This is a genomic window from Lysobacter panacisoli (assembly GCF_009765165.1).
Taxonomy (GTDB): Bacteria; Pseudomonadota; Gammaproteobacteria; order Xanthomonadales; family Xanthomonadaceae; genus Lysobacter_J; species Lysobacter_J panacisoli.
The window spans coordinates 3225644-3239651 of record NZ_VLNU01000001.1 but is presented as its reverse complement, the minus strand read 5'-3'; the positions used below and the strand labels follow the sequence as shown (position 1 = coordinate 3239651).

General features: G+C 67.8%; 8 protein-coding genes and 1 riboswitch. Of the genes, 5 read left to right on the top strand and 3 right to left on the bottom strand.

Features of this window, described 5'->3' with window-relative positions:
- Positions 1 to 25: 25 nt before the first annotated feature.
- The 3 genes from btuB to FOF45_RS15200 all read right to left on the bottom strand — a co-directional run bounded on the left by btuB (position 26) and on the right by FOF45_RS15200 (position 5340).
- On the bottom strand, positions 26 to 1888 hold the full coding sequence (gene btuB, locus FOF45_RS15210) for a TonB-dependent vitamin B12 receptor (protein ID WP_158986310.1): 1863 nt from the start codon (positions 1886 to 1888) through the stop codon (positions 26 to 28).
- Between the two features lie 116 nt (positions 1889 to 2004).
- A riboswitch (cobalamin riboswitch) is annotated at positions 2005 to 2236 on the bottom strand.
- A 99-nt stretch (positions 2237 to 2335) separates the two neighbouring features.
- Positions 2336 to 4807 carry a mechanosensitive ion channel domain-containing protein gene (locus FOF45_RS15205; protein WP_158986308.1) on the bottom strand — a complete coding sequence of 824 codons (2472 nt, stop codon included), beginning with the start codon at positions 4805 to 4807 and terminating at the stop codon, positions 2336 to 2338.
- A 92-nt stretch (positions 4808 to 4899) separates the two neighbouring features.
- On the bottom strand, positions 4900 to 5340 hold the full coding sequence (locus FOF45_RS15200) for a pre-peptidase C-terminal domain-containing protein (protein ID WP_199244499.1): 441 nt from the start codon (positions 5338 to 5340) through the stop codon (positions 4900 to 4902).
- A gap of 333 nt (positions 5341 to 5673) precedes the next feature.
- On the opposite strand from FOF45_RS15200, the gene FOF45_RS15195 reads away from it, so the two are divergent.
- From FOF45_RS15195 to FOF45_RS18490, 5 genes are all read left to right on the top strand, one after another.
- A complete protein-coding gene (locus FOF45_RS15195) occupies positions 5674 to 5964 on the top strand; it encodes an autotransporter outer membrane beta-barrel domain-containing protein (protein ID WP_158987567.1) in 291 nt (96 codons plus the stop codon).
- Between the two features lie 127 nt (positions 5965 to 6091).
- The gene (locus FOF45_RS15190; RefSeq protein ID WP_158986306.1) at positions 6092 to 7528 is read left to right on the top strand and encodes a Wadjet anti-phage system protein JetA family protein; all 1437 of its coding nucleotides are present in this window, start codon (positions 6092 to 6094) and stop codon (positions 7526 to 7528) included.
- Positions 7525 to 8151, top strand: a complete 627-nt coding sequence (locus FOF45_RS15185) for a DUF4194 domain-containing protein (protein ID WP_158986304.1) — start codon at positions 7525 to 7527, stop codon at positions 8149 to 8151. The genes FOF45_RS15190 and FOF45_RS15185 overlap by 4 nt, the downstream gene beginning before the upstream one ends.
- Positions 8138 to 11572, top strand: a complete 3435-nt coding sequence (locus FOF45_RS15180) for an SbcC/MukB-like Walker B domain-containing protein (RefSeq protein WP_158986302.1) — start codon at positions 8138 to 8140, stop codon at positions 11570 to 11572. Before FOF45_RS15185 ends, FOF45_RS15180 begins: the two co-directional genes overlap by 14 nt.
- Positions 11573 to 11735: 163 nt before the next feature.
- Positions 11736 to 13988 (top strand): methyl-accepting chemotaxis protein, encoded by a 2253-nt coding sequence (locus FOF45_RS18490; protein WP_158986300.1) that lies wholly within the window; start codon positions 11736 to 11738, stop codon positions 13986 to 13988.
- The last annotated feature ends 20 nt before the right edge of the window (positions 13989 to 14008 follow it).

Here is a 14008-nt window from a genome sequence, read left to right as displayed (position 1 = left end):
CCTCGTGGTGGCGGTGGACGTCCGCTCAGCGGACGACGGGCTGGTAGCGCAGGGTCAGCAACCAGGTGCGTCCGGGCTGGTTGTAGAGCGCGGCGGTTTCGTAGCGCTTGTCGAACACGTTCGCGACGGACGCCTGCACACTCCATGCCTCGTCGAAGGCAAAGCCCGCGCGCAGGTCGGCCAGTCCATAACCGGCCAGACGCGTGGTGTTGGTCAGGTTGTCGTAACGCTCACCCGCACCGGTGACGCTGGCGCCTACGCTGAAATCACCGAAGCGGCGATCCGCGTCGATACGCCCGCTCTGCTTCGCACGACGCGGCAGCAGGTTGTCGTGGTTCGGGTTGTCGCCGTCGTTGCGCGGATCGAGCCAGGTCAGGCTGCTGCGCAGGTCCCAGCCAGCGAGCTGCGTGCCGATCACGCCTTCGACGCCCTGGATCCGCGCGCGGTCGATGTTGTTCGGCGCGCCGGTCGCACCCAGCGACGAGTCGAACGCGATCATGTCGTCGATCTTCGTGTCGAAGGCATTGAGCGACCACGTGCCCCAGCCGTGTTCGCCGCGCAGGCCGAGTTCGACGCTGCGCGAGGTTTCCGGCCCCAGGTCCGGATTGCCGTAGCCCGGGAAGTACAGTTCGTTGAACGTGGGCGCCTTGAATGCGGTGCCATAGCTCGCGCTCAGGCGAAGCGCCTGCGTGAAATCCCAGCCCCACAGCACGCTGCCGGTGGTCTCGCCACCGAACTGGCTGTCGTCGTCGCGACGCGCACTGGCCTGCAGGGAGTGCGTTCCGAACGCCTGCTGCCACTGCGCGAACGCGCCACGATTGATGCGGCGATCACGCGCATAGTCCGTGTTGCTGTCGATCTTGTCGCCGAGCCAGTCGAAGCCCAGCGTCAGCAGCGCATCGGCGATGCCGATATCGGCCTGCAGCGATCCCAGTTCGCGTCGGGTGTCGAAGGTGGACGAGTAGACGCCGTTGAGGAAGTTGTCGCTCAGGTCAGCGCTGGTGCCGAGGCCTGCGGTGATCTTCAACCGCTCACTCGGGGTGTAGCGCACGCGCGTGCCGATCGCCTGCTGCACGGTGTCGGCCTCGTTGTTGGCGCTGCCGTCGTACTCGTTGTGGCCCTCGGCACGGAACACGCGCGCGTCGGCGTCCCACTGCTCGTCGAAGCGCCATCCGCCCTGCAGCGTCAGCGAGCTGTTGCGATAGCCATCCTTGTCCGGATCGAAGTTGCGCGTGCCGCGGTAGGCGTTGATGCCGTCGGTCGACTGGTATGCGGCGTTGATCGAGTACCAGCCGCGCTGTTCCGCATCCTGCGTGCGACCGGCGACACCGGCGGAGTAACGCTGCGTCGCCTCGCTGCCGACGGCGGCGCTGAGGCTCGGAGCGAACGCACCCTGCGGTCGGCGGGTGAAGATCTGGATCACACCGCCCAGCGCTTCCGAACCGTACAGGCTGGAGAACGGACCGCGCACGATTTCGATGCGTTCGACCTGTTCGACCGGAATGTCCTGCAGCGACGCACCGCCGCTGGTGGCCGAACCGATCTTGACGCCGTCGATCAGCACCAGCACGTGGTCGGACTCGGTGCCGCGCAGGAACACCGACGTGGACTTGCCCACGCCGCCGTTGTTGGCGAGCGAGATGCCGGCGCGCCCGGTCAAGAGATCCGGCACGGAGGCCGGTTGCAGGCGTTCGATCTCGGCGCGGTCGATGACCGTGATCGCGGCAAGCGTCTGGTCCTGCGTCTGCGCGGTGCGCGTGGCGGTGACGACGACTTCGTCGAGATCGGTGGCGCCGCCTTCGGCGAACGCGGGAGCGAGGGCGGAAATCGAAGACAGCAAAGCGACCGCCAGCACACGGCGGCTGAAATACGGAAACTGCGGATGCACTGACACACTCCTTGGCCGCGCCTGCCCGCGCGGGTTCGATGGAAAAGGACAGGCGGAAGGAGGCGTGATGACGGCGCGGGACAACGGAATTCCGGCCGCATGACATCGCCCACCGCATGTCACGTCGCACCGAGGCCGGTCTCCGGGCTCGCGAGAGAAGCGGTCGATCGACCGTCTTCGGGTCCGCGCCTTCCCATGCATGAAGCACAGTGGCCGTGTGCGGAACCTTGTCTCGCCTACCGTTGCGGGGGCAGCTCCGGAATTGCCGGCCGTGAGTCACGGCGGCGCACCGGATTCCCGTTTCAACCACCGGACAAGCCGGCGGTCACCTTGGGCGGGCGCAGTCTAGCAGCTGAACGAAGGAATGCGCACCGCACGCCGACATGGCGATGCGTCATATGCACGATCGCGCCCGGCTTGACCGGGATCAGGGCGATCGACGATGCGTCAGGCCGGCTCGTCGCCGGGCCGGATCGAAGGCGACCGCGCGAACATCGCGGCGACGTCCTGCGAGACGCTGCGCAGGTGCAGGTCCTGCTGCGGATACGGGATCTCCACGCCCGCCTCGACCAGTGCGGTATAGATGCGCGTGACCAGGTCGCTGCGCACGTTGACGCTGTTGTCGTAGTCGTACGTCCACACGCGCAGACCGAAGTCCAGCGAACTCGCGCCCAGCCCCATGAACAGCACGGCCGGCGCCGGATCGGACGAAACGCCCGGCGTCTGCTTGATCGCGACCTTGAGCAGTTCGATCACCTTGAGCGGATCGCTGCCATAGGCCACTCCCAGGTTGATGTCGAGGCGGCGATTGCGGTCGAGCAGCGTCCAGTTGATGAGCTTTTCCGACAGCAGGGTGCCATTCGGCACGACCACGTCGGCGCCGTCGAAGGTCTTGATCGTCGTGGCGCGCATACCGATCTCGCGCACGCGCCCGGAGGTACCGGTGATCTCGACCACGTCGCCGGGCTGGATCGGTCGCTCGAACATCAGGATGAGGCCGGAGACGAAATTGTTGACCACGGTCTGCAGGCCGAAGCCGATGCCCACGCCGAGCGCGCCGAACACGAAGGCGAGCTGGCTGATCTTGAAGCCCGCCGCCGACAAGGCCACCACCACGCCCAGCAGCAACAGCGCGTAGTACGTCAAAGAGGCCACGCTGTTGCCAACGCCGCGCGGCAGCGACATCCGCGTGAGCACCTCCTCCTGCAGCAGGAAGCGCACCGTCTTCGCCGCCCAGAATGCGATCAGAACCGAGACCGCGAACACCAGTACGTGGCCAAGGCTGATGGTGATCTCGCCGAACTGGAACGTATGCGTGAGGATCGACGAGAAGAACGCGTACAGCGGCCGGAAGATGCGGAAGCGGTTGGCCGCGAACACGACCCAGCCCGCCATCGCCACCAGCGTGAGCAGGCGGATCACCAGCAGTGCCACCGGCGGCGCGTGCTCGCGTGCCAAACGGAAGCGTGCCACGCCGCGGCCTGCGAGCATCAAGCGCAGCAGCGCAACGAAGACGGTGACGCCCGCGTACAGCACCAGCGCGAGGTAGCCGCTGTCGATCACGCCGGCGGTGAGCATCTCGGCCAGCGACACGTTGCCGATCACGTTCGATACCAGCGATGTGGCGAGCAGAATCACACTGACCCACGCCGCGACATGTACCGCCTTGCCCATCTTTCCCGTGAAGCCCGCCTGCGGCGCATGGCGCGAACGCCACAGCAGCCACAGCATCAGCAGCAACGCCAGCGTGGTAAGCCCGAGGTAGTACAGGCGGTACAGGAAAGAATTGGCGAGGATCAGGAAAGCCAGGCGTTCGAGCAGGTACAGGCCGGTCGCGACGTAGGGCCACGGGCCAAGCAGGCGCCGGCTTTCGCGCGGCAGCAGGCGCAGCACCGGGACCAGCGCGATGAGCATGGCGACCTGATGCACCATCAGCGGTGCGTCGGGCTCGAACGCCAGCACCGCCATCATCGACAGCAACAGCCACGACGAGACCGGACGTCGCAGCACGCGCGTCGACGACTCGTCGGCGTCGCCCTCCTCCGCCGAACGACGACTGCGGATCGACAGCCATATCAGCAGCGGCAGCAGCAACAGCTGGAAGACGTGCAGCGCCCGCTGGTTTCCGGTGTCGGCTGCGGTGTATTCCCGGGCGAAATGCGCTTCGATCGAGAGCCCGGCGACGATGCTGTCGGTGGCGCTCTTACCGGCGCCGGTCGGACGCGCCTGCCACAGTGGCGGTGCGTCGAGTCGAATCAGACGACTGTCGATGTAGTCGATCGCAGCGGCGACGGACTTCAGACCGGCCTGTATCCGCGCATCGACCGCGTTGGCGCGACGCCCCAGATCGATCTGGCGCACGAGCGGCGTCGATAGCGACTGCTCCGCCTTGCGCAGTCCGCTTACCAGCGTGTCCACGCGCGCGGCCAGCGCGGGTGCGAAGTCGCCACTCTTCGCCGCCTCCTGCGTGGCCTCCCAGTCGGCTCGACGGCGCGCGAGTTCCGCCGCGTCCTGTGCGTACGGGGTGGCTGCCTGGCGCATGTCCGACTGCCAACGCGCGAAACGGCGCGCATCGAACTTCCAGTGCCGCTCCAGGCTTTCCAGGCGCATGACCGGCAGGTTGCGCAGCTCTTCTGGCTTGAACTCGCGAAGCTTCTCTTCGACCGATTTCGAGATGGCCTGCAGCGCGGGAGCGAGCTGTTCGGCCGGATCGGGCGACATCGCGCGCAGGATCACGCTTTCGGCGAAACGCTCGTCGGTATCGGCACGCGTGGCGATGTCGGCGACCGGGATCGAGTTCGGCTTGGCCGGCGTGGCAGGTGCGCTTTCGGGCGCGACCACCGTCTGCGCGTGCGCGATGGGCGCCAGCGCGACGAACAGCACGAACATGCAGGCAAGTCGTCCGAGCCGGCGCAGCATCGATCCTCCGGGAATGGATGACGGTCGCGTCGCGCGTCGACGCATCGCGGCGCTAGCGTACCGCGCGACGACCCGATCCGACGAGTCGCGCGTCAGCGGATGCCGACCGTGATCGTGTACGCGACCTTCTCGCCGCGCCGTGCCGAAGCGCGCATCTGGTAGACCTGCACGGTGTACGTGCCGGTCGCGGGCAACGCGCCCGACCAGTCGCTGCCGACGCCGCCCTGCCCCAGCGCCTGCGCCTGTCCGGGCGTGGCACCGGGCGCGAACACGTTGAAGTTCGCGTTGGTGCTGCCGGCGACCTTCACCGTCATCGACTGCCCGGCCTTTGCCGCGAGCGTGTACTGCACGCTGTCGTAACCGGCGAAGTCGCCTTTGATCGTCGCGCTGCTCGCGCCCTTGGCGAACTTCACGGGCACGGTGGTGACCTTGTCGGCCGAGATGGCCGTCGCCGATGCCGTCATCATCGCGAATGCGAAGACGAACTTCGCGATCGCACTCCGCGTGGCCGTCTGCTTCATCATCGCGCTCATCGTTCCCTGCTCCATATGGGGGGTGCGAGTGGCGAGCCGCGCACCGGCCGCTCGCGGCGACTGTGATCGCTTCGCACGCGCGTGGCAAGCATGCCACGGCGAACACGCGAGCTGGGTTCGCAGGTGATGGAGTTCGATGTTCATGCGGCGCGGATTTCACGACGCGCTCACTTCGGCGGCGGCTTCATTCGCCTTCGCGTCTTCTGCACTGTGTCGAACGTCGAGCCGATGCCTTTGCCATGACTCGACAGCTGCACGACTGCGTCGACGAACAGGACCAGCTGCGCGGCCGCATGGACTCGGCCAAAGACGCAGGTCGAACATGTCCACCGGATCGCCGGCCGGCTAAGCGCCCGGCTCTCCCGCGACTGGTCGGACGACGACGACCCCGCGCGCGTGCTCGACCGCACCGGCTGGGGCGACGCGGTCACGGAGTTCTCCTCGCGCAACGGCTTCGCGCCCTTCCACAGCGACATGGGCGGCGGCTGGTGGGAAGTGGAGGCCGGCTTCACCGGAGACATCGACCGAAACCGCTTCATCTACGCCAACGTCGGCTATCAGGTCGGCTTCGACGACGATCGGCGCTCCTGGGAGGCCAATCTGGGACTCCGGGCGAACTGGTGACCAACGACGGACCGGGGGGCGCGGCGACGTGGCCAGCCGCGCCCATCGAAGAACCGGCCGATCCACGCTAAAGTCCCCCGGGCTCGGGATAACCGGGGACACGCAGCGCAGGAACGGGGGCCATCGTTTGACCGCATTCACCTCGGTGCCGCCGCTGTTCTCGGTCGTACCGGATGGACTCTTCGGCCCCCTGGCGTCGACCAACCGCCTGCGTTACTGGCAACTGCTGTGCCGCCTGTTCGGCGAGTTCTTCGGTCCGGACGCACCGGTCCCGCCCAGTCACGGCTTCCCGCGTCGCGAGATCACCGCGGCGATCGAACGCTGCCTGCTGACAGACGACCCGTGGGAGGACGAGGGCGAAGCCCCCGACGCGCCGCTGGCCGCCCGTGCAGCCGGCATCTACGAACGTTTCCGCGCCGCCGGCTGGCTGCGCCAGGAACGCGTGGGCGCGCGCGAGATGGTGTCGATGACCCCGGCCGTGGCCCAGCTGCTGACGGCACTGATCGACTTCGCCGAACGTGGCCCGGCCTTCATCGGCGCCAAGGTCCGCTCGATCGAACTGCAGCTGCGCCAGGTGGTCGAGGGCCACGCCGGCGCCGACACCCTGGACGAAGCCGCCGACCAGGCCCGCCAGCTGCTGTCGCACGTCAGCGCGATCGGCGTGCAGATCCGCGACCTGATGCCCGAGCTGAGTCGCGCCGAGAGCACCGCGCAGTTCGCGCGCACGCTGTTCGAACGCTACGTGCGCGAGCTGTTCGTCGGCGACTACGCCGAACTCCACCGGGAAGACCATCCGCTCGCGCGGCGCACGTCCATCCTCGGGATGGTTCGGCAGATCGAACACTCCGAGCTGCGCGAGACGATGGTGCAGTGGTACGCCGACCGCGCCACGCAGGGCGACCGCGAACGCGCGCAGCAGCGCCTGCAACGCAGCGTGCGTCGCCTGCACGAACTCGACCGCATCGACGAATACCTGCAGCGGCTCGACGAAGACATCCGCCAGGCCAACCGCCGCGCGCTCGCCTTCCTCGACTACCGGCTGCGCGCGCCAGACCGCCTCGACACCCTGCTGCAACGCGCTTGCCGTGGTGCACTCAACGCGCCCGAGGACGAACTGCGCCTGCCGGTCGCGCCCGGCGCGCTGATGGACGAGGAACGCCTGCGCGCGCCGCAGGCACGGCCGCGCCCGATCCCGCGCACCGCCAACAGCCTCGCCGAACCGACGCCCGAGCAGCTCGCGCGCCTCAACCTGCTGCGCCAGATGAAGCGCGTGCGGCTGGTGATGCCCGAGGATCTCGCGCGCTACGTCGATCGCCAGTGGCACGACGCCGACACGCTCGACTCGCAATCGCTGCAGATCGACACCATCGCCGATTTCCGCGCGTACCAGACCCTGCTCACGCTCGCGCTGCGTAGTCGTCGCGGCGGTGGCCTGCGCCGCGACGACCCCCTCAACCGGATGCTGCGCGGGTTCCGCATCGAACCCGTCGAAGGCCAGCGTGCCGGCAACGATTACCTGCAGGCGCCACGTTTCGTGCTGCGCCGCACCCGGAAGACCGCATGAAACGTTCCTGGACCACATTGAGCCAGCTCACCAACGGCGTGTACGCGCCCCAGGATTTCGAGCGCGCCGCGTACCGGCTGGTGACCGAACAGGTGCTCTACAGCGCCGATCGCCGCTCGAAGAACGCCTACCACCTCGTCGAGAGCTGGTTCGACGATTTCGTTTCCGCGCTGGAACCGCTCGGCATCCGCCTCGAACGCAACGCGCACTACCGTTACGTGGTCGCCCTGCCCTCGCACGGCGAAGGCGTTGCGGTGACGCTCGACGAGACCCTGCTGGTGCTGGTGCTGCGCCAGCGCTACGACGCGGCGATGCGGATGGGACAGGTCGAGGAACACGGCGACGCCGTCGTCGAGCTGCCCGATCTGCAGGAAGCCTATCCCGCGCTGACTGGACGGCAGATGCCGGAAGTCGGCCTGCTGCGCGCATTGCTGCGCACGCTGCGACGCTGGTCGGTGTGCCGAATCGAGGATTGCGAAGCGGACGACGCGCAGCCGTTCCGCGTGCTGGTGCGCCCGGCCATCGTCGAGATCGTCGGCGCGCAATGGCTGCAGCGCCTGGACCAGCACAACCGCGACGAAGACGAGAGCGTCGAAGAGGAGACCTCCGATGTTCCAGCTTAAGCGCGTCCACCTGATCCAGTTCTTCCTGTTCCAGGCCGAGACCCTCGAACTCGACCTCACCACCGCCGTGATCGCGCCCAACGGCGCGGGCAAGAGCGCGCTGCTCGATGCGCTGCAGGTGGTGATGCTGGGTGGCGACCGCAACCAGATCCGCTTCAACGCGCAGGCCGGCGGCAGTCATCGCGCTCGCAGCATCCGCGACTATTGCCTCGGCGTGTACCGCAGTGGCGAGGATGGCCATGCGCGACGCACCGCGACCACCTACATCAGCCTGGTGTTCGAAGACCAGGCCAGCGGGGAGACCTTGAGCGCGGGCATCGCGCTGGGCGCCTCGGTCAACGAGCCCGACCATCGCCTGCACGGCCTCTACCTGCTGCCGCGCGTGGCGCTGACGCTGGACGATCACCTGGAGGTCGTGAAGGACAAGCAGCTTCCGCTGGAGTGGGCGACGTTCCGCGAACGCATCGCACAGCGCTGCAAGACCGCCGGCACCAAGGCCGAACTGCACACGGGCAGCGACCGGTTCGTGAAGGACCTGCTGCACCGCCTGCGCCCGGGCCCGACGTCGTTCCTGGACGCAACCGCCTACCGCAAGGCATTCCAGAACGCGCTGAACCTGCAGCGCGTCAACGATGTCGACCTGTTCGTGCGCACGCTCGTCGCCGAAGAGCGCCCGACCGAGATCTCCCGTTTCCGCGCCCTGCTCGAAGGCTTCCGCCAGATCAAGGAGAAGATCGAACAGGTCGCGCGCCGGATCGAACAGGCGCAGGACGTCGAACAGCACTACCGCAGGATCGCCCAGCAGGCCACGCGCGCCGCTTCGTACCGTGCGCTCGGTGCGGAGTACCGCCGCGACCTGCACTGGGAACAGGTCGATACCGCCGAACAGGCGCTCGAGGCCGCCGAGACCACTCTGCGCCAGAAGCAACGTGCGCTCGCGCAGGCGCGCAGCGACCGCGAGAGCGCCCGCCAGTCCGCCGAGGAAGCGAACCGTCGCCTGCAGGGCACGCAGGGCTATGGCGAACAGAGCTCGTTCGCCGAACTGCTGCGCCCCTACCAGGCTGAACTGGCGCGACTGAAAAAGGAACTGATGGTCAGCGCCGGCTACGTGCGCGACCAGCTGCAGGCGGCGGCGAAGCTCGACATTCCAGCCGTCGACGCCGCATCCACCGAGCGCGCGACCGCGCCTTGGCGTGCGCTGTACCAGCAGATCGCCTCGCTCGCCGGCGATGCGGACATCGACGTGGTGCCCGACGCGCTGCACGCGCAGCTGCATGCGGCCATCGTCGAAGCCGCGCCGCTGATCGCGGCCGTGCGCGCGCACGAACGCGAGCAGCACAATGCGTTGGAGCAGTCGAAGCAGCGCGCCGCCGCCGCACGCGAGAACCTCGCGCGCCTGCACGCGGGCAAGGCCGAGCTGCGCCCGGACGTGGTGCGCCTGATGGGCTACCTCGCCGACGAGGGCATCGTCGCGCGCCCGGTGTGCGACCTGGTGCAGGTCACCGATGCGAGCTGGCAACGCGCGATCGAAGCCTACCTGCGCAGCCACGTCGAAGCGCTGCTGATTCCCCCGGAGCATGAGGAACGCGCGGTGCGCCTGTACCGCGACCTGCAGGGTCCGCGTTCGGTGTACGGCGTGAAGCTCGCATTGACCAGCCAGGCACGCAACGCACGCAACGACAACGAACCCTCGTCCAACCAGGTCGCTGCGCTGCTCGCCAGCGACAACACCGACGCCCTCGCCTACCTTCGCCGCCAGCTCGGCGACCTGCGCTGCGTCGAGACCGACGCCGAGGTCGTGCGCACGCGCCACGGGCTCAGCAAGGACGGACTGGTCGCGAAGGGCGGCGGCGTGGAACGCCAGCGCCTCCCAGCCGCGGGCGAACTCAAGATCGGCGCCAGCGGCAACCGCGAACGCGCACGCCTGCTGCGTGAGGAACTGGACAGCGAGGAGCGTCGCATTCGCGAGCTCGAAGCACGCTGGCGCCCGCTTCAGGCCAGCGCCACTGGCCTGTCGCGCATCGGCGACGCCGAGGAGCTCGCTGGCGCCGCGCACGCGCTGCTGTTGCAGCACCGCGAGGCCGCGTCGCGCTACCGCTCGCTGGTCGAGAGCCGCGACGCGCTCGAGAGCCCTGACCTTCTGCGCTTGAGCGAACACGCGCGCGAAGCCGAACAGCATCGCCGCGAACTGGAAGAACTGGTCGAACGCCTGCTGCGCGAAGAAGCGCTGTCCGAGGGCAAGCGTGGCGAAGCCGAAACCGCCCTGACTGCGTTGCGAGAAGGCAGCGACGCCATCGCGCGCGCCGCGAGCGAGGCGTTCGCGCATGCCGACGTCGATGCGAATCTGGTCGAACAGCATCGCGACGATCTCGATGCGAAGCACCCGGAGCTCGCCGAGCGCATGCAGCGTTGCCAGGCGCGCGCGGACGAGAGCGACAAGCTGCTCGATCGCCTCAATCCCGAGGCGTGGAGCCGCTTCCAGCAATACGCGAAGGACCACGTCGTCACGCTAGAGATGGAAGCGCACGAGTGGCGCCGTGCCAGCGCACTGCTCGGCAAGGACATCGCCTACCTGCAGGGCACCGAGCTGGTGCAGCACCAGTCCGCCGCCGACGAGGCCTACACCACCGCGGTCGAGACCTTCCGCGCCAATGTGGCCTCGGCGCTGTACGACAACTTCACCCGCCTGCGCCATCAGATCGGCACGCTCAACCGCACGCTGCGACGCAGCCCGGCGTTCTCGAACAACGAGCGCTACGAGTTCCGTTACGACGTCGCACCGGAGTTCCGCGAGCTGCACCGCTTCATCGGCAAGGCCGCCGAAGTCGGCGAGAGCGACACGCTGTTTGGCACTGCCGGCGAAGTGCCTGCCGCGTTCCGCGACATCATCGAGGACCGGGGCGGCAAGGCCGCGGGCACGCCCTCGCCGCTCGACGATTACCGCCGCTTCTTCACGTTCGAGGTGGTGATCAAGCAGGAGGACACGGTGATCGGCACGCTCAGCGAGCGCATGCGTTCGGGCTCCGGCGGCGAGCACCGCGCGCCGCTGTACGTGATCGCCGGCGCCGCACTCGCCGCCGCCTACGGCAAGGGCGAAGGCCAGCAGGGCGGCATCGGCGTGATCATGCTCGACGAGTTCGGCGACAAGATCGACGCGCAGAACGCGCGCGCCACCACAAATTACCTGCGCTCACTCGGCCTGCAGTTGATCCTCGCCGCACCCGACACCGCTCAGGGCACCCTGTCGGGCGTGCTTGACAGCTACATCGAGTTGTTCCGCGACGGCCCCAACATCCAGCTCGAGCGCGTGGCCGTGCACGAGCGCGGACGCGAACTGCTCGCCAGCGACCAGTTCCTCGTGCATCCGCAACTGCTCGAAGCGGAGATCGCGCGCATCGCGGCGGAACAGGAAACCGCGTAACGCATACCGACGCGTATCGACGACGCGTCCGATTCTCCCCACATACCCGGTCGGGATTTACCTGACCGGGCGTTCAGCTTTGCGTCTTCAGCCCTCATGGGGGCCGCCGTTAACCGGATTGAAACAATCCGCGGCCTTGTCCGCTTACGGATAAACACCCCCCATGAATACCTTCAGGAATCTCTCCATTGCCCGGAAACTGGCAGTGGCTTTCGTCGTCGTCATCGCACTGGCCGCCACGCTTGGCGGTTACGCAATGGTCCAGCTGAGCACGCGCAACACGCAGATCACCGACATCAACCGCAACTGGGTGCCGTCGGTCCGCCATCTGCTCGGCATGCGCGGACAACTGGGCGAGTACCGGACCTACGAGATCTCGCAGCTGCAGTTCCAGGGCAAGGCCGAGGAACTGGCCGACTACAGCAAGCGCATGAACGGCGTGGAGACCGATCTGAAGGAGACCCTGTCGGCATACGAGAAGCTCATCAACGGCGACGAGGAGCGCAGGCTGTTCGGCACGGTACGCGCCGGGCTGGACAATTACTTCGCCGCGCACGGTCGGATGATGGCCGCGATCGCCGCCGACGATTTCGACGAGGCCAGGCGTGTATCCGGCGAGGAATCGCGTCCGTCGCGCCGGAAGCTGTTCGAGGCCCTGGACGTGCTGACCGAGCACAACGCCAAGGGGCTGGACGCGCTGGTCGCGCAGTCCGAGGCCGACTACCACCGCACCCAGCTCAGCATGGCCATCGGCATCGGCGTGCTGGTGCTGCTCGCGACGGCGCTCGGCGTGCTGCTCGCGCGCGCCATCTCCCGTCCGCTGCTGCGCGCGACGCAGGTTGCCGAGGGCATCGCGGCGGGCCGCATCGACGACCGCATCGTCGTGGAAAGCGAGGACGAGGCCGGCCGCCTGCTGCGCAGCATGCAGCAGATGCAGGCCACGCTGCAGCGCTTCGAACAGGCGCAGGGCGAGATCGCGCGCCGCCACGACGAAGGCGAGATCGACTTCCGCGTCGACAGCTCTGCCCTGCCCGGCGCGTACGGTCGCATGGCGCAGCAGATCAACGCACTGGTGCAGTCGCACATCCAGATGAACGCCCGTGCGATCGAGGTCGTCGCGGCCTATGCGCGCGGCGACCTGTCGGTGGACATGGACCGCCTGCCGGGCCAGAAGGCGCGCATCACCGCCGCCGTCGACTCGGTCAAGCAGGGCATGCAGGCAATCAACGCCGAGATAAAGACGCTGGTCGACGCCGCGGTCGCGGGCGATTTCTCCGTACGTGGCGATGCGCAGCATTTCGAATTCGTCTATCGCGACGTGGTGCAGGCATTGAACGAACTGATGGCTACCGCCGACCACGGGCTGGATGAAGTCGGTTCTCTGCTCTCCGCGGTAACCGCTGGCGATCTCGATCGTCGCGTCGAAGTCGAACTGCCCGGCCAGTTCGGGCGTCTCTCGCACGACGCCAACCGCACCGTCGAGCAGCTCGCGCAGATCGTCGGCCAGATCCGACAGGGTTCTGACGCGATCAGCAGCGCTGCCGCCGAGATCGCCGCCGGCAACAACGACCTGTCGCAGCGCACCGAGCAGCAGGCCGCGTCGCTGGAAGAAACCGCATCGTCGATGGAAGAACTCACTTCGACCGTGCGCCAGAACGCCGACAACGCGCGTCAGGCCAACCAGCTCGCGCAGACCGCGGCCGAAGTCGCCGGCCAGGGCGGTACGGTGGTGGGCGAAGTCGTGCAGACGATGAACGACATCACCACCTCGTCGAAGAAGATCGGCGACATCATCGGCGTGATCGACGGCATCGCCTTCCAGACCAACATCCTGGCGCTGAACGCCGCGGTCGAAGCCGCGCGGGCCGGCGAGCAGGGCCGCGGCTTCGCGGTGGTCGCCGCGGAAGTGCGCTCGCTCGCACAACGTTCGGCCAATGCCGCCAAGGAGATCAAGCAGCTGATCACCGACTCGATGACCAAGGTCGAGGAAGGCAGCGTTCTGGTCGGTCACGCCGGTCGCACGATGGAAGAGATCGTGACCAGCGTGCGGAAGGTGACCGATATCATCGCGGACATCTCGGCGGCATCGCAGGAGCAGAGCTCGGGCATCGACCAGATCAACCACGCCATCACCTCGATGGACGAGGGTACGCAGCAGAACGCCGCGCTGGTGGAAGAAGCATCCGCCGCTGCGCGCAGTCTGGAGCAGCAGGCCGAGCAGCTGGTGCAGACGGTGGCGGTGTTCCGCGCGACCCGCACGGCACAGGCAGCGCAGGCCGCACCCGCCGACGTCATCGACCTTCCCCGCCCGAACAAGCGCACCGCCGTGCCACCGGCGCGCCGCGTGACGCCTGCGCCGAAGCTCCGCGTCAAGGCCGCCGCGAGCGGCGGCGACACTGACTGGCAGGAATTCTGACGTCTGCCGCGTGGCGCACG